This is a genomic window from Vibrio sp. 10N.261.51.F12, from assembly GCF_041471725.1.
Taxonomy (GTDB): Bacteria; Pseudomonadota; Gammaproteobacteria; order Enterobacterales; family Vibrionaceae; genus Vibrio.
In genome coordinates this window covers 583,850-599,141 of sequence record NZ_JBFROV010000014.1, presented here as the reverse complement: position 1 = coordinate 599,141, position 15,292 = coordinate 583,850, and the positions used below count along the sequence as shown (strand labels likewise).

Annotated in this window: 17 protein-coding genes; 2 read left to right on the top strand and 15 right to left on the bottom strand. The window is 46.2% G+C overall.

The window, feature by feature from the left end; genetic code table 11:
* Position 1: 1 nt before the first annotated feature.
* The 13 genes from AB4405_RS09970 to AB4405_RS09910 all read right to left on the bottom strand — a co-directional run bounded on the left by AB4405_RS09970 (position 2) and on the right by AB4405_RS09910 (position 12,139).
* Positions 2-631 (bottom strand): DUF3261 domain-containing protein, encoded by a 630-nt coding sequence (locus AB4405_RS09970; protein ID WP_372060702.1) that lies wholly within the window; start codon positions 629-631, stop codon positions 2-4.
* Between the two features lie 59 nt (positions 632-690).
* Entirely contained in the window at positions 691-3,147 is a 2,457-nt protein-coding gene (locus AB4405_RS09965; RefSeq protein ID WP_372060629.1) for an MMPL family transporter, read from the bottom strand.
* The gene (locus AB4405_RS09960) at positions 3,119-3,733 is read right to left on the bottom strand and encodes an outer membrane lipoprotein carrier protein LolA (protein WP_372060701.1); all 615 of its coding nucleotides are present in this window, start codon (positions 3,731-3,733) and stop codon (positions 3,119-3,121) included. The genes AB4405_RS09965 and AB4405_RS09960 overlap by 29 nt, the downstream gene beginning before the upstream one ends.
* Before the next feature lie 55 nt (positions 3,734-3,788).
* The gene (locus AB4405_RS09955) at positions 3,789-4,241 is read right to left on the bottom strand and encodes an acyl-CoA thioesterase (RefSeq protein WP_372060628.1); all 453 of its coding nucleotides are present in this window, start codon (positions 4,239-4,241) and stop codon (positions 3,789-3,791) included.
* A gap of 38 nt (positions 4,242-4,279) precedes the next feature.
* Positions 4,280-5,818: a histidine ammonia-lyase gene (gene hutH, locus AB4405_RS09950; RefSeq protein ID WP_372060627.1), complete on the bottom strand. Its 1,539-nt coding sequence runs from the start codon at positions 5,816-5,818 to the stop codon at positions 4,280-4,282.
* Positions 5,802-7,646: a glycosyltransferase gene (locus AB4405_RS09945; RefSeq protein WP_372060700.1), complete on the bottom strand. Its 1,845-nt coding sequence runs from the start codon at positions 7,644-7,646 to the stop codon at positions 5,802-5,804. Before AB4405_RS09945 ends, hutH begins: the two co-directional genes overlap by 17 nt.
* Before the next feature lie 16 nt (positions 7,647-7,662).
* The gene (locus tag AB4405_RS09940) at positions 7,663-8,046 is read right to left on the bottom strand and encodes a 3-hydroxyacyl-ACP dehydratase (RefSeq protein ID WP_372060626.1); all 384 of its coding nucleotides are present in this window, start codon (positions 8,044-8,046) and stop codon (positions 7,663-7,665) included.
* 91 nt (positions 8,047-8,137) lie between these two features.
* Positions 8,138-9,547 (bottom strand): AMP-binding protein, encoded by a 1,410-nt coding sequence (locus AB4405_RS09935; RefSeq protein WP_372060625.1) that lies wholly within the window; start codon positions 9,545-9,547, stop codon positions 8,138-8,140.
* 6 nt (positions 9,548-9,553) lie between these two features.
* Positions 9,554-10,111 carry a hypothetical protein gene (locus tag AB4405_RS09930; RefSeq protein WP_372060624.1) on the bottom strand — a complete coding sequence of 186 codons (558 nt, stop codon included), beginning with the start codon at positions 10,109-10,111 and terminating at the stop codon, positions 9,554-9,556.
* Positions 10,111-10,368 carry an acyl carrier protein gene (locus tag AB4405_RS09925; protein ID WP_102471756.1) on the bottom strand — a complete coding sequence of 86 codons (258 nt, stop codon included), beginning with the start codon at positions 10,366-10,368 and terminating at the stop codon, positions 10,111-10,113. Before AB4405_RS09925 ends, AB4405_RS09930 begins: the two co-directional genes overlap by 1 nt.
* Before the next feature lie 18 nt (positions 10,369-10,386).
* Positions 10,387-10,644: a phosphopantetheine-binding protein gene (locus AB4405_RS09920; RefSeq protein ID WP_372060623.1), complete on the bottom strand. Its 258-nt coding sequence runs from the start codon at positions 10,642-10,644 to the stop codon at positions 10,387-10,389.
* A gap of 10 nt (positions 10,645-10,654) precedes the next feature.
* Positions 10,655-11,443: a lysophospholipid acyltransferase family protein gene (locus AB4405_RS09915; RefSeq protein WP_372060622.1), complete on the bottom strand. Its 789-nt coding sequence runs from the start codon at positions 11,441-11,443 to the stop codon at positions 10,655-10,657.
* A gap of 21 nt (positions 11,444-11,464) precedes the next feature.
* A complete protein-coding gene (locus AB4405_RS09910) occupies positions 11,465-12,139 on the bottom strand; it encodes a beta-ketoacyl synthase chain length factor (RefSeq protein ID WP_372060621.1) in 675 nt (224 codons plus the stop codon).
* Between the two features lie 71 nt (positions 12,140-12,210).
* On the opposite strand from AB4405_RS09910, the gene AB4405_RS09905 reads away from it, so the two are divergent.
* Together AB4405_RS09905 and AB4405_RS09900 are read left to right on the top strand one after the other, a co-directional pair.
* On the top strand, positions 12,211-12,603 hold the full coding sequence (locus AB4405_RS09905; RefSeq protein ID WP_372060620.1) for a hypothetical protein: 393 nt from the start codon (positions 12,211-12,213) through the stop codon (positions 12,601-12,603).
* Positions 12,604-12,633: 30 nt separating this feature from the next.
* Positions 12,634-13,701 (top strand): methyltransferase, encoded by a 1,068-nt coding sequence (locus AB4405_RS09900; protein ID WP_372060619.1) that lies wholly within the window; start codon positions 12,634-12,636, stop codon positions 13,699-13,701.
* Between the two features lie 111 nt (positions 13,702-13,812).
* Here AB4405_RS09900 and AB4405_RS09895 read toward each other — a convergent pair whose 3' ends face one another.
* Together AB4405_RS09895 and AB4405_RS09890 are read right to left on the bottom strand one after the other, a co-directional pair.
* Positions 13,813-14,244: a DUF3010 family protein gene (locus tag AB4405_RS09895; protein ID WP_102471750.1), complete on the bottom strand. Its 432-nt coding sequence runs from the start codon at positions 14,242-14,244 to the stop codon at positions 13,813-13,815.
* A gap of 244 nt (positions 14,245-14,488) precedes the next feature.
* Positions 14,489-15,022 carry an acyl-CoA thioesterase gene (locus AB4405_RS09890; RefSeq protein ID WP_372060618.1) on the bottom strand — a complete coding sequence of 178 codons (534 nt, stop codon included), beginning with the start codon at positions 15,020-15,022 and terminating at the stop codon, positions 14,489-14,491.
* Positions 15,023-15,292 lie beyond the last annotated feature (270 nt).

Genomic DNA, 15,292 nt, shown 5'->3' with positions numbered 1-15,292 from the left:
CCTAATTGTTTTCGTTATTGAGTTGAAAATTAAGGGTGTCGATGACGATGGAGTAACCCAGCTGTTGGTGCGTAAAGCGGATCGTACCTTGTAGGGGATCGTCATTTTCATAGTTAATGATAATAACCGTTGCCCCAGTTTCATCGGTGATCAGGCGCTGACGTTCTGAATCAGTAATGTGCCACTTTATCTTATTTAATGAGGCTTCCCAAGCATTTAGGGGCCATAAGGTGACCATCAGATTAAATAAAATCTGTTCGGGCGCTGGCAAGGTATTCTCGAGTCCATTCAGAACATTGGCTTGTATTTCATCATCTTGGTAGGTGAGCGACATAATACGTGTGCCCCAAGAAGAAAAACCAGCCAGTACGACCTTTGAGTTGTCGACTTGCAACTGGACGGGTAGCTGAGATGACTCATTGCCGTCTTTGCCATGCCATGTCGCCGTAATCAACTGACTGGCAGTCAGCTGATACCCTAAATCAGCCGGTGTAGGTAGGTTAACCATGGTGTTGGGCTTTACCTCCACTTGAGTAGAGGCTTGCTGCGGTTTTAATGCGCACCCAGAAAGGACGAAAAGTGGTAACGCGATGGCCAGCCATCGACATACTGTCCGGCGAAACACCGTCATTGACGTTGCGATATTGACGAGGCTCGACGATCTTGAGTTAAGGGGGCATCTTGTGAGTGTCATTGCTGATCCTTTGAATCGTGTTGGTGCCCGGTTGGGGCATCAATAGCCATAGGGGATAATAACCACGCGACAAAAATACCCGTGAGTACGGTGAGACCGAAACTGTGGATGGCATGGGTATCACTAAGAGATAACAGGCCAAAAGATAGCAGGGTCGTGATGGCTGACAGCGTGATCGCGAGCAAGGTACTGTGACATCGCTGTTGCTCGGCAAAAAACAGAGTGTAATCAATGCCAATACCAATAATTAATACCAGCGCTAGGAGATTAAACAAGTTGAGTTCACTGCCGGTCATCCCAGTAACTGCTAATCCTGCAAGACAAGCAATAAGAGATGGTAGCAGGATACGGGCACAGCGCTTTACGCCATACCTCCAGATCAAGACAATGGTAATGGCTAGCGTTGCAATGGCCAATAATTCCATTATCTTAATTCGATACTGAGCAAACAACTGGGAAACCTCTTCTGCCTTGTTGAGGTACGTTAGGTTATCGTGTTGTTGGGCGAAATATTTAATAACGCTACTGTCAGACACGTCTTTGATAAGGATAACTGATGCGGTTTGCCCCTCAATTTCTCCCAGATAAAGGAAGCTTACTGGCTCGGAAACGGGCTGTTTTAGATAGTCTGGTAAGGTGATAAGAGTCGGTTTCGCTTCTATTGTTGGCGGTGTATTGAGATTGAGCGCCTTGGACAATGCGTTGCCTTGGTTTTGGTACAAAGACTGAATAAGGGCAAAATCTTCAGCTTGGCGTTGTTGAGACGGCAAATACTGCTGCAAGCTTTGATAGCCGCTGATGACCTTCGCTTGTTGCCAAGTATCCAGTGTCGTTGAAAGTGATTCCAGAGATTGCAGCAACGTTTCGTTGTTATCTGCGGTTACCACGAGCATTTGTTGTGACGCTTGTATGCCCGTGAGTGACGCAATCTTCGCTTCTTGCTGTTTTAAGTCAGCGGGCATCGCTTGCAGTTGATGAATGTCGTCGTTGTAGCGAACGTGTGTCATGGCGATAGCACTGAGCAGCAAAATCACGGCGGGTAAGCCCCACGCCAGTGCTTTATTGTGCCAAAGGTTTAACCAATGATGGCTTAATGTGCGTCCCGGCAGCGGGCGAGGCCGACTGGCTGATTTAGCTAAAATAGGATACCAAGCAACCACGGTTGCGTAGGCTGAGGTGAGACCGATCGCGGAGAACAAGGCAAGTTGTTGTAAACCGGGGAAAGGAGCGATCAGTAGGCCTAAGTAGCCGATTAAGCTGGTCACCAGACCAAGAGTAATAGCCACAAAGATATGTTTTAGACCGGATAGGCTGTTCCATTTTTTACCCGCCGCAAGCCGGTCTGTCAGGTAATGAAAAGCATAGTCAATGGAGACACCAATAAGACTTGCGCCAAAAACCAGACTGAATAAATGTACCTGACCAAAAATGAAGGTGGTTGCGGCCATCGCGACTAACAGTCCGACAGAGACGGACAGTAGCGCAAGTACAAGTGGGGTGAGGCTGCGGAACACTACTGCAATCAGTAAAATAACACCCAGCAAGGAAAATACGCCAATGGTGCTGATTTCAGATTTTGCACTTCTGGTACCAAAGTCTGCATAAAACAGAACGCCAGTATGGTCGATGTTTACCTGATAATGCTGTGTGATGTTCGCCTGCCATTGCTCAATAAGAGGCACCGCTTGCTGCGCCGCTAAGCTGTAGGGCGAGTCATTAAGTTCGGCAGTAATGAGCAGGTAATCACGGCCTTGATCATGAGTGGTGAGGTAGCCATTAGTCAACTGGAACGCTGAGGTGGATTGACTTAACTGGCTTAAATAATCACGAAAAAGCAAAAAGGGATCATGAGTGAGTTCTTGCCCAGAGACACCAGAAAAAGGGTTATAAACCGACTGTACAACGTGCTGAGTTTGTTGCTCTGGATGAGTTGTCAACCGTTGGCGCTGTTTGTCTGTGAGCTGTTGGAAGCGGTGTTGAAAATAATATTGAGCCCATTGTTGTTGCTGGGTATCTTCAATCTCGGCGGTCACCGTCGCGAAATAGCCACTGCGGGTTAACTGCGCTGAAAACGTCTGCGCAGCGTCATATAATCGTGCTTGGTTTGGCTCGGTATTATGGAGTTCGACACTATTTGCACCTGCACCTGTATCTGAATGACTACCGCCTTGAGTGGGGCGTTCGGCGGAGAGAACGAAGACAACCTTATCGCTCATGCTAGCCGTGACTTTATTAAAGGCACTTTCCGCTACAGGATTTTGTTTATTGACTGGCAGTAGTTTAAGGATGTCCGTTTCTATCGGCGAGACAGGGCTCAGTGCCCATTGTTTGATGAGCAAAGCGATAGCAAATAAAACGACGGCTAGCCACAAACCCGCCAGTTGGTAACTGCGGGCGGTATTTAATAACACCGTGTTGGACGGTTTAGAACTGGAACTGCGCTTGTTCAGCATCCGTTAGGCTCTTTGGTTGATAGCGTTGATTGCTAAAAATAATATCGGTCTTGTCACCGCGAATTTCTTGTAATGTGAGGCTTTCAAGGTCATTTTTGCCTCGTATTGTGATGCTAGCAAACACCGATTTTAATGGCGCGGCTAGAGGTGTTAATACGAGAGACCACTGGCCACTTTCTACCGAAAACGCTAAGTCAAATTGTTGCTTTAATTGCTCGGTATCACCGTGAAAAACCGCCAGGAAAATATGACTAAAATAGAACGCCATTGGATTTTCTTTCGCAGTAATGATTTGTGGCGGTTGTTCAGCAAAGGTTTGGCGCAGCTTGTCATTAGTGAGCACCAATTGGACGGAAAACGGAACGTGCTGATGCCACAGTAAGCCATTACCTTTGTCTAAGGTAAATTGTCCGGATGAAACCAGTGGCTGCTCAAACATTTCGATATGACGCTGTTGTGTAAAGTCGCCCCGAACCAGGTCATGACTTGCCAGCTGGGCTTGTAAATCAGCAAGGTTGTTTACTTGAGCAAAAGACACGGGCGTGAATAAGAACAATGGCACGAATAAAAACAACAAACGGAACATAGTGAAACGCCAAACGAGGTGGTTTGGTGTACTCGACAGAGACAAAGAGCGTGAATTAATCGTCATTGTTGAGCCTTCCATGTTGGTGCCAATGATCGACTTTTTCGATGAAGATACGTGGCGAAGCAAAACACATCTCTTCGCTTTCAATCGATACGGCAACCTGTGTGGTATGGGCTTTGCACATTCGAGTGCCTGAATTGGCATCGTAGATAACGTAGTCAACGCGTAGGCGGTTTTCCCATTCAGTCAGTGTGGCCGTGACACGAATAGCGTGGTTGAAGGGGATCATTTTGACGTATTTTACTCGTGTGTCGATGATTGGCCATGCGTAGCCCGATGCTTGCATCGCACGATAGCCGTACTGAATTTTTTCCATTAAGACACGGCGAGCTTCTTCGAAAAAACGAAAGAAGTTACCGTGATAAATAACGCCCATCGGGTCCGCGTCTTGAAATGAGGTGACAAGTGTCACCTCACAAGTCAGCGAATGTGTTATCTCAGTCATTGTCTCTCCTAATGCCAAGCATCATTAAAGCGGTAAGGTTAGTACAGTGACCAATGGCGCTGTTGAATTCTATCCATGAAATGGCGTAAATCCGCTTCCAGTGGACGGTCCTCAATGACCATGTCGAATTCACTTAATACCGAATCACGAATGGCTTTTAAATTTGCGCTCATGTGGTGCTCGTCAAGTTCATTCTGGCGTTTTCTTAACTCAATTGCCTGTGTCCCAGCTAACAGAGAAGCCGCGGCAACCTGTTCGGTTAATTCTAAAACGCGAAGGCAATCACGGGCAGCAATGGTGCCCATGCTGACTTTATCTTGATTGTGGCATTCAGTTGAGCGGGAAAATACGCTCGCTGGCATCGTGTGTTTGAGTGCTTCGGCTGTCCACGCCGATACGCCAATTTGTACCGCTTTGAAGCCATGATTGATGGGCTTACGGTCGCCTTCTGCCCCGGTTAGGTTATAAGGCAGGCCATTGTTGAATTTATAATCCATCAACTGCGCCATTTGTCTATCAAGCAAATCCGCTAGATTGGCGACACCGGTTTTGAGTGTATCCATCGCCATCGCGATGTGACCACCATAAAAATGACCGCCGTGCAGTACTCTTTCGTTGTCGCCATCAATGATTGGGTTGTCGTTGGCGCTGTTGAGTTCATTTTCAATCAACTGACGTAGCCATGGCAGTGAATCTTGCACCACGCCAATTACATGAGGTGCGCAACGAAGTGAGTATCGATCTTGTAATCGGTCGCTGTTACGAGGGGGCTGTTCTGCCTGCAAGTCATCTCGCAACCACGCGGCAATTTGTTGTTGGCCAGGGTGTGGTTTAACAGCAAACAATGCCTCATCAAAATGGAAATCATTGCCTTGAATGCCTACTGAGACCATCGCGGTAATCTTGGTGCATAACTGGGCTAAATACTCGGCGCGTTTGTACGCCAAACAAGCAAGCGCGGTCATCACCGATGTGCCGTTCATTAAGGCAAGGCCTTCTTTGGGTTTTAGCGTGATCGGCGCAATGTCCAATTCTTTAAACACATCGAGTGTTTGGCGGTTTTCACCTTTATACAGGACGTCTCGCTCGCCGATAAGCGTTGCGGCTAAATAGGACAATGGCGTTAAATCGCCGCTAGCACCCACGGATCCTTCTTGCGGGATACGAGGAGCGATATCGTGATTAATAAGGGTCGTAATCTGATTGAGTAGCTCGTGAGAAACACCTGACATTCCTTGTGCCAGAGAACACAAGCGGGTCGCCAGTACGGCACGTGATTGCTCGTGCGTTAAGATATCACCGAGCCCGCAACCATGGAAACGTGTTAGATGTAAAGGCAGTTCGTCAACAAGATGAGGCGGAATCGCGACGGTACAAGAGTCTCCGTATCCGGTGGTCACGCCATAAATCACCCCTTCTTCTTTTAATAGGCGCTCTAAAAATGCCACGCTTCGGTCGATCTTGGCGACATAGTCAGGCGAGCGATTCATGCTTGCAGAGGCACCAGAAGAAATGGCGACGACATCTTCAATGGAGAGGCGCTCAGCACCAAAAATAATACTATTGTTCTTCGTCATGATGTTTACTTAACGTCCAAAAATTGAAAAAGTTGTACCACTGTAACGGTGCCTGTGTGGCGTAGTGCTCTAGGCGATGAGCGTAACGTTGTACTTCGTGTTGAAGTGAGGCTTGTCGAGTGTTACGTGGTAAGACTATTTTGTCACTAAAGTGTTCAAAATAGACATTGAAATGGGGTACTTTTTGGCTATCGTCTCGAAAACCAAACATAAGGTAGACTGGCGCCTTCAGTACGGATGCCAGCATAAAGGGGCCTTGTGGAAAAGGGGCGGGCTTATTTAAAAAATCGGCCCATACACAACGCTGTTCTTTGCTGGTGGATGTACGATCACCTACGATCACGACCCATTCGCCTTGATCTATTTTTTGCTGCAATAGAATGGCGGTATCTGGGCCCATTTTATTAACCTGAATGAGGTTTAACTCTGAGTTTGGGTTTACGGCCTTCATGACCGAGTTGAACCGTTCCGCATGTTCAGTAAACACGAGTGCGTTAATTTTAATGTGAGCGTAACGACGACTCAAAGCGCGACACAATTCAATATTACCAAGGTGTGAACCTAGTAGTAACACTCCCTGTTTGCTATCAATAAGTGGTTGAAACTGTTCTTGCCCGTTAATCGTGAGGTTGTCGAGTGAGAAATCGCCTTTCCACGCAGCAAGCTTATCTAACATCGTGTGACCAAAGGACAGTAGATGCTGATAGCTGTCTAGTTTGCCGGGCAGCGTAAGATTGTGATTCTGAGCAAACGTGCCAAGTTGTTGCAAGTACTGTTCGGAAGCGTCGCGAGCACGGCGGTTCGTGAGATGGTAGTAACGAATGACGACCAACAGTATAAGATTGAAGGCTTTTCTCCCCAGGATTTGATAAACAAATAACAGGGTTTTGATACCAAGTACTGTGCCTCGTTCTTTTTGAGCGGACCAGTGCGTTGCTTTGGCAGTCTTGGCAGTTGTAGTAGTTGCAGTGTGCGCTGAAGCGTCAGTCTGATGACGACTAAAATGACGAGCAATGAGTGCTGGAATACGCGGCAGCATGCCAAAGAATAGCTTGGTGTGCATCTTGCTGATTTTAACGTTATCCCAAAGGGCATCGAAATGCGAAATCCCCCCCTCTGGGTAGATCACGCGAGTGTCCACAAATTGGATATCATGACCTTCCCAATACATCCGAACCAGAATTTCTATGTCGAAATCCATACGGGAACCGATACGATACTTGTTCAACACGGCAACGGTGCGGCTGACCGGATAGGCTCGAAATCCGCACATGCTGTCTTTAATATCGAATGACAAGGTTTCTATCCATACCCAGATGTGAGTAGCATATCGGCCATATAAGCGCGATTTTGGCACGCTGTCGTCGTAAACAGGCTTCCCAGAAATCAATACGTCGGGATGCTGCAGTGATGCTGCAATGAGGGTGGGTAACGAGGCAAGATCATGCTGGCCGTCGGAGTCGATCTGAATCGCGTGACTAAAGCCGAGGTCCTTTGCATGACGAATCCCCGCCATGACCGCGCCACCTTTCCCTTGATTTTGTTCAAGCGTGATCAGGTGAAGTTTAGAGTGGCTATCATTGGATAGAGCTTGCTCGTGTGCTGTTTTCAGTAAAACGGCTAGGGCGTCTTTGGTGGATTGTTCACTGCCGTCATCAACGATCAGCACCGGGTAACTGAACCCCTTCAATGCGTTGACGACATCTGCGACGGTTGAGCCGTGATTAAAGCATGGTATGACAAAACACGGGGTATAGTGCTCGCTTACCTCATGAGAGGCCGAGTCATTGAGTGTGTCGTGTTGTGGACCGCCGTGCTGTTCCGTCATTTTTTTACTCAAGGGGTTATTCACGAGGCTCGCCCAGTTTCATCTTGCCAGAAGAATGCACAACGGGGTTATCCCCATTCATTGACGTATATTTAAAAGCCAGCTTCTGAGTACCACTGTTCCAGTGCAAAGTCAGCGTTACTTTCGCATCAGGAAGGATAGGCTCTTGAAACTTGATGACTTCCATTCCTTTGAATGTACTGGGGACATGCAATAATTCAACCGCGTAGTACAGTGCCCAATCGATTTGAGTGACACCGGGCAGCAGTGGAAAGTGGCTAAAATGGCCCTGAAAATCCAAGATGTCCGCATCGGCTTTCAAACACAGCTCAGCGCTAGGCGATGCTTGTTCTTCAAATTGTACGCTAGATTGTATAATTGTCGGTTTTCTTTTTGTCATCGTCTTGTCGGCATCGGTCGTGAAACGGTAAAGGTAAAATCGGTGGTTTCTCGCTATTGCGAGATTGCCATCATGTCTGTGAATCACATATTTACTGGCCAGAGTCAGTAAACAACAGCTCTAAATCACGCACTTGTCGCTTCCCTTGGCTATTAACGGGAATGTCGTCGAGGATTCGAAAGCGACGGGGTACAGCAATCGGCTCTATCCATTGTCTTAACTCTGAACGCAGTAGTAACCAAAACTTGCCTTTGCCGAGTTTTGTGAGCTTTCTATTGCCCGATTCAGAGAGCACGATAGCGGCGTTGAGTGAGAGTCGCTGCTTATCTTGCATCGAGATTACCGCACTTTCGCAAATCCAGTCGAGCTGTTCTAGGCGTTTCTCCACCTCGACTAACGAGATGCGTTTCTCTTCAATCTTAACAATACGGTCGGTGCGCCCTTTTAGTTCAAATAGTCCATTGTGGTGTAATACACAGGCGTCCGCAGTTTGATACCAGCTTAATGGGTCAATATGAGGTGACTTCAACCTCAAACATTGCTCTGGGTTTAACTCAGCGATGACGCCGGGAAATAACTGCCAATATTCTGTTTCACAACGTTGTTGTCTATATGCAATACCACCGGTTTCGGTGCTACCAAAAACCTCAAATGGAAGTTGGTTGAATAAAAGGTTCACCTGCTGAGCCGCCGAGTAGGGTAAAGGACCGCCGGAGGAGAATATGGCTCGAATAGAGGCCGGTGATGGCGCGGTTAGAAGCCGTTTGAGCAACGCAGGACTACTGATCAGGACGCAATTGACATTGGCATGGTTCATCACCTGTTCAGGGTACTCTAGATTATCACAGGCAAACGCTCGACCACTGCATAGTGGCCAAAGTACTCGAAAGAGTAGGCCATAGATATGTTGGTGAGAGACGGTGCTCTCAATGACGCTATCTTTCAAGCGCTCGCCCCACAGCGACTCTAAGATAGCCACTTCAGTATCAAGGTGAGTAAGGGTTTTATTGATAGCTTTGGGTGTGCCACTCGATCCGGATGTAAACAAAATGACATCGATACGGTCTAAATCAAGTGAACAGAACCGCAACGTATCCGCGTTGCCTGACTTGGCGGTATTGACGGCAATAGTCATGCTAGGTTGGTCACTTAGTGGCGCGATATCCTCATCATGGATAAGCAAGTCAAAGTTGGCAGACAGCTCTGCTAAGGCAGATGGCTGATAATTACCGGGCAAGACGACCGTTTTATTCGCGTGACAAATGGCAAGAAAACCAACCGTAAAGTGATAACTGTCGATGGTGCACAGAGCAATGCGTTCCGCTTCAACGTGTTCGAGTTGGCGTAACATATTGGCCACATCAAGCTGCAATTGATGCCATGTCCAGTTTTTGTTGTTGCTAAAAGCAATGAGCTGGTCATCGCTTCTTGGTGAGCTAAGCAAGCGAGCAAGAGAATAATATTGATTCACTGGATTGGTCTTTGAATGTTGATGTGACATGGTTGGCTAATCCTCGCGGACAAATTGTCTAATTATCCACTCTGCAGCGAACAGGCTTCCTGCGGCTAGGTAACTGATTAACCCGTTATAGAGTGTCCAGATTTCCAACGATTGAAAGCAGGTATAGAGTGCGATGCTCGCATTAATCACGAAAAAACCACACCACACCTTCGTAACATTGTGCGTATAACGAATGGCACTCTCGGGTAAAGAAGGTTGCTGAAGGCGAGCAAAACGTTCAATGATGGATTGCGGTTGCGTGAGGCTAATAGCAAAAACGGTCAGCATACAAAGGTTGACGACGACAGGGTAGAAGGTTAACCACCCGTGTTGTTTGAATAGAACACCAAGCACGCTTAAGGTGATACCGGTTAAGCCACTGACCCAGGCAAGGTGCTTAAACTCTTTCAGCTTGACCTTATTACTTGAGAGGATTCTTATCACAAAGACGCTGACAAGAACCCCACTAATCGCTTGAATGCCAAATCTCTCAACACCGAAATAAACCGCAAACGGGTAAGCTAAGATAACCAGTGCAGACAGTGCTGTCAGCAACGCTCGCATTATTTATCTTTCAATAGCTCGGCGACGGATACAACGATGTCGTTGACGGTTCGCACGGCTTTAAACTCTTCAGGTTTGATTTTTTTTCCGGTAACTTTTTGAAGATGAACGACGAGATCAACAGCATCAATGCTGTCAAGATCTAAGTCTTGATAGAGGTGCGCGTCCAATTGGATGTCGGCTTCATCAATCTCAAAAAGCTCCACTAGAGCGCTTTTTACTTGTTCAAAAACTTGTTGTTGGTTGAGTTCTGTCATGTTGGTATCTGTCGTCTATTAGCTGGCTTGAGATGAGATGTAACGAGCAAGGTTTGCAACAGAAGCAAAGTGCTCGCGAGTATTGGTATCATCTGCATCAATCACAATGTTGAATGTTTTCTTGATCGCTAAGCCGAGTTCAAGTGCGTCGATAGAATCAAGCCCCAGACCTTCACCAAAAAGAGGGGCATCGGTGTCAATATCATCGACGGTGATGTCTTCTAAGTTTAAGGCATCAATAATGAGTTGTTTGATTTTCTGTTGTAATGCTTCCACAAGATCCTGCTTATTGTTGGTCATTTTCTGGAAAAAGTGCTTCAGCCAAATGACGGTTTAAATGTCTGGCGGCTAAAGTCGGAGAGTGTGTTTGTTCAACAAACGGCTTTACCTCAATCTTACCCTTTATTTCAATATGGAAAAAGGGTTTGATTGTCGGGACTTTGTACCACATTTTTTCTTTGGTTAAGAAGCTTGGGCTGACCGTAATATGGACGACCCGCAAATCTCGTTGGGTTCGAACGGCGATTTGTGCGGCGCCACGCTGAAGCTTGGGCTCGATACCTGGCGTGGTTCGTGTGCCTTCTGGGAAGACCAGCAGGACGTTGCCTTGGTCAAAACGCTCTTCGCATAAATCCATCACATCGTCGGGCGCTTCATTAGGGATGTACCCGGCGGCTTGGACAATATGTTTCATAAAAGGGTTAGTCCAAATGGCACTTTTTACCAAGCAGTCGCACTGTTTGAGTTGTGAGGCGATTAATACATAGTCGATAAGACTGGGGTGATTCGCAACAATGAGACAATTTCGGTCTTGCTGCAAAACCTCTGCGCCTGTGATCTTGTAATCAATGGCGCCTGTGAACTTCATTAAGCGACAAAACAGATGAAATGAACGTTGTACCAGTGCTTGTACCCGGTATTCTCGAGTGGCCTTCTCTGAGGTCGTTCGGATTATGACAGGAATCAAGAGAAAACTGAGAATGAGTCCTCCGAAGCCAAAAATACCAAAGCAGAACCCTGTGGCAATAATACGCCAGAGCTGATTGACCTTTTGATATAGTGGTTTCACTGCCATTTGATTCTGACCTTCTCCCGATTACGGTTGGGATAACAAGTGTTGTAGAAAATCCAATGCTTGTGGTTGAGCATGGGGGGGCCGCGTGGTTTGTTTTATCGAAAACGAGGTATCGTTACCGTGAGACAACACGAGGCCGATGCTGTAGCCATTAAATTCTTGCTCCTGAAACTGCGCGTACACATCAGGGACGGGTTCATCAAAATCAACCAGTAGTACACGATGATAAGGATGTTCTTCTAAATAGCTCCATGCCTCAATAATGGCACTGTTAAACGTGTTATCTGAGGCGGCGATGGAAGTCACCGGTATTGGTCTCTTGGCCGCGATGGTAGCAAGGCCAGCCGCGGTATTGTGAACCGACTGAGAAAATGCCATCGGGGAGGCATCTTCACCACTGATAATATCTTTAATCAATGCTGAACTGCGGTGTAGCTCACCATGTCGGCTAGAAAAAACAATATAATCAATAGACTGGTCTTTCATTAACTCAAGTGCGCACTGCACAGCAAGCTTACTTAATGAGCTCATTCGGCGGCGCATCATGGCTGGAATATGGTTTACCTCAATGTCACCTTCTTTTGGCCATTGATTCGTTACAGATAAGGTAATCCAATCTTGTGGCGTGTGTAATCCTCTGGATTTAGCACGCCAGCGATCAACATTGAAAGAGATTAATGGATGTTGGTTGGGCATAAGGCATTGATTTATTAGAAGGCTGACGGGATAATTATATCGCTTTATAAACCAAAACGTAAGGAAATAATATGAAGGTACTAAAGTTCGCAATAGCATTTTTCATGACATTAGTTTTAGTGGGCTGTGGGCGAGTACAACCGATTCTTAACTTTGAAAATGAACCAGTAACAACAGAGTTGACTGCGGCACAAGTGAAAGCGGTGATTACTGAGGCGGCGACGAACAGAGGTTGGGTGGTTACAGAGCCAAAAGAAGGTGTGTTGAATGCTAATATTTTGGTGCGTGGCCATGAAGCAGAAATTGAAATGCCTTATACAGCAAAATATTATTCAATTACTTACGTGAGTTCAAATAACTTGAAAGCATCGAACGGCGAAATTCACCGAAATTACAATCGCTGGACCAATAATTTGAATACTGATATAAAAAAGAAATTGACTGCCATTGCAGCATCAAAATAATCAATTAAATAGCCATAATTAGGTTGCTACGTGTCTGAACAAAATATTGATCCATACAATGCATTTCAAGCAAAAACAGCCGCTCAGGAGTTGTCTTTTGCTCCTATTGTTTTTCAAGCCGCCCGCACCCTGCGAGATTTGGGGATTTTATCCGCATTGGATAAAGCCGGTGAAGTAGGGTTGAATGCCGATGAGATTGCTGACGCGACGGGCGTCTCCGAATACGGTGTTAAGGTGCTGCTCGACATGGCGATCAGCGCACACATCGTCCTTTGGAATAAACCTAACTATTCCTTGGCGAATATGGGATTCTTCCTGCTACACGATGGCATGACTCAAGCCAATATGGATTTCACTGCTGACGTGTGTTACGCCGCTATGATGCATTTGACTGAGTCTATCAAAGAAGGCAAACCGGCAGGTTTGAAAGAGCTTGGTGAATGGGAGACCATTTATCAAGGGTTGTCTCAGTTGCCTGAAAAAGCGAAAGAAAGCTGGTTTAAATTTGACCATTTCTATTCGGATCGTTCGTTCCCTATTTTGCTCAAAGAAGTGTTTAGCCTTGAGCCAAAACACATTGTTGATATTGGTGGTAACACCGGTAAATGGGCCATGCAGTGTTGTGGTTATAACGACGATGTTGAGGTGACGATTGTCGATTTGCCACAACAGTTGAATGTGGCAATGAAGAATGTCGCGGATAACGGGTTTGCTGAGCGTGTTCATCCATTTCCAGCGAATATGCTGGATAAAGCACAAGCCCTGCCTGCTCATGCTGATGTGTGGTGGATGAGTCAATTCCTTGATTGTTTTTCTCCAATGGAAATCCTGACCATTTTGAAAAACGTACGTGCGCAATTAGCGCCTGATTCAACGGTGTATATATTAGAGTTGTTTTGGGATGCACAAAAGTACGATGCTGCGTCTTTTAGCCTCAATGCGACATCGCTGTATTTTACTTGCTTAGCGAATGGCAACAGCCGGTTTTACCGCAGTGAAGATTTCTTAGAAATTGTTGATGCTTCCGGCTTAGAAGTCGTGAATCGAACGGACAATATTGGTTTGGGGCATACATTGCTAAAACTACGCGCAAAATAATTTTGATGTGTTACGTAGGTATTTAGTGAGTAAAAAAAGGCCGACATTGACGTATCAATGTCGGCCTTTTTGTGCAAAGGGCTAGAACACATTGGTAATGTGTCGCAACGATTAGCCGTTTGAGTTCATGATGCATGCATAGGCAACAAGAAATGCTGGCTCTTGATATTGCTTCAGGCCCGTTTCTTTAAATGGTACAGCAAGCGGGTTACGTTTCAGACGCTCTTTGATATCAGTAGCAGCAATGACTTCAACTGGAAGATCATTGATGAGTTGGATAGCCGCTTCTAGTTTAAAACCAACCGCTCCACCCGCAAACTTACCTTTTGTCTGACGTTGGCGGATAACCACGCGATCGACTTGATAATCCTGCATCAACTTAGCGAATGAAAACTGAAAATCTTTCATTTTTTGAGTATCGTTTGCATCACCGATTGATACTTTAGCTACTCGGCAGTCTGGGATCGTGAATACCCCATCGGACAGTGATAGTAGGCTTACAATCGCGTCATTACCACTAAGTTCAACACCACAAATTTTCATTTCATTACCTTGTCTTTGATGAACCTGAGATTATACGGTGCGTTGTCACTATGTGCCAGCATTGTGTGTTTTAGTCGAGCGCCATAGACAAGAATCACGCTGTAGAGCCTCGGTTCAGGGAAAATGATATTTTACACGTCACAACTGAAGACCAGTTCTCACCCGACGTTATTAAATAACGAGGGATCCGATAGGAATTAGCCTCTACTCCATGGTAAGGGTATTTAGGTATATTTGACTTAAGTTAGTGGCCAATCGGCGGCCAAGGTCTGTGCTGCTCTGAATCCACCCATTCGGTTACCCACAAAGGGAGTGGTGGAGACTCAACAGGCTCGTTCATGGCTTCGAGGATTTGTTGGGGTGAGATTAAGCCTTCTTTAGCGGTTACCCCTGCGCGAATCAACACCGAAGAGCAAGGTTTGCCATTGACCCACATAGACTGCTCGACATACAGCCATTTGTCATCCCATCCCACGCATTGTGTGTGCATGGTGACTTTGTTGAACATATGAACACGTTTTCGATAGCGTACGGAGCTACCGGCAACGACTAACCCCCAGCGTTTATCGGCGAGTACTTTCATTAACCCACACCGAATGCCTAGCTCGGTACGGCCCAAATCGTAAAGTGTCAGGACTCTGCCGTTGTTCATTTCATTAAAAATATCCAAATCCCATGGATGGCAAGAAAACGAAATCTCGCTTTTGTCGGTGAAATGAATCGTAGTGTTGCGCTTGGCCTGCCACATCACTTTTGCTAAACGTAGGAACGGATACATACTCGTTTTTCCTTAAACGGTTACTCATCTATTGAATCGACTGATATTCAGTACCAAAGAAACACCAGCGTTTTTGTATACCCTATAGAGTTAACATTCTAAAAACAAATACTTTACATAAGATGTGAGGTTTAGCCTGAATTTTGAGGAGTAACAGCGGATAGCGAACCTGAATGTGGTTCATCAATGAAGTGTCAGCCCATTGACATGCGTTGAGAGTAAGCGTGAGCGCATGCTAAGCCTCACGTCTGTTTTGAGTATCATGAATGG

Bases quoted from the DNA above. Each gene is read 5' to 3' on its own strand.
- AB4405_RS09930 (WP_372060624.1), bottom strand. From the start codon at position 10,111: ATGCGAGCGTTGCTGACAGCACTGTCTGCACTGGTTATCTTAGCTTAC.
- hutH (WP_372060627.1), bottom strand. From the start codon at position 5,818: ATGACGAAGAACAATAGTATTATTTTTGGTGCTGAGCGCCTCTCCATT.
- AB4405_RS09940 (WP_372060626.1), bottom strand. From the start codon at position 8,046: ATGACAAAAAGAAAACCGACAATTATACAATCTAGCGTACAATTTGAA.
- AB4405_RS09905 (WP_372060620.1), top strand. From the start codon at position 12,211: ATGAAGGTACTAAAGTTCGCAATAGCATTTTTCATGACATTAGTTTTA.
- AB4405_RS09910 (WP_372060621.1), bottom strand. From the start codon at position 12,139: ATGCCCAACCAACATCCATTAATCTCTTTCAATGTTGATCGCTGGCGT.
- AB4405_RS09915 (WP_372060622.1), bottom strand. From the start codon at position 11,443: ATGGCAGTGAAACCACTATATCAAAAGGTCAATCAGCTCTGGCGTATT.
- AB4405_RS09960 (WP_372060701.1), bottom strand. From the start codon at position 3,733: ATGTTCCGTTTGTTGTTTTTATTCGTGCCATTGTTCTTATTCACGCCC.
- AB4405_RS09945 (WP_372060700.1), bottom strand. From the start codon at position 7,646: ATGACGGAACAGCACGGCGGTCCACAACACGACACACTCAATGACTCG.
- AB4405_RS09955 (WP_372060628.1), bottom strand. From the start codon at position 4,241: ATGACTGAGATAACACATTCGCTGACTTGTGAGGTGACACTTGTCACC.
- AB4405_RS09925 (WP_102471756.1), bottom strand. From the start codon at position 10,368: ATGACAGAACTCAACCAACAACAAGTTTTTGAACAAGTAAAAAGCGCT.
- AB4405_RS09895 (WP_102471750.1), bottom strand. From the start codon at position 14,244: ATGAAAATTTGTGGTGTTGAACTTAGTGGTAATGACGCGATTGTAAGC.
- AB4405_RS09970 (WP_372060702.1), bottom strand. From the start codon at position 631: ATGACGGTGTTTCGCCGGACAGTATGTCGATGGCTGGCCATCGCGTTA.
- AB4405_RS09890 (WP_372060618.1), bottom strand. From the start codon at position 15,022: ATGTATCCGTTCCTACGTTTAGCAAAAGTGATGTGGCAGGCCAAGCGC.
- AB4405_RS09965 (WP_372060629.1), bottom strand. From the start codon at position 3,147: ATGCTGAACAAGCGCAGTTCCAGTTCTAAACCGTCCAACACGGTGTTA.
- AB4405_RS09935 (WP_372060625.1), bottom strand. From the start codon at position 9,547: ATGTCACATCAACATTCAAAGACCAATCCAGTGAATCAATATTATTCT.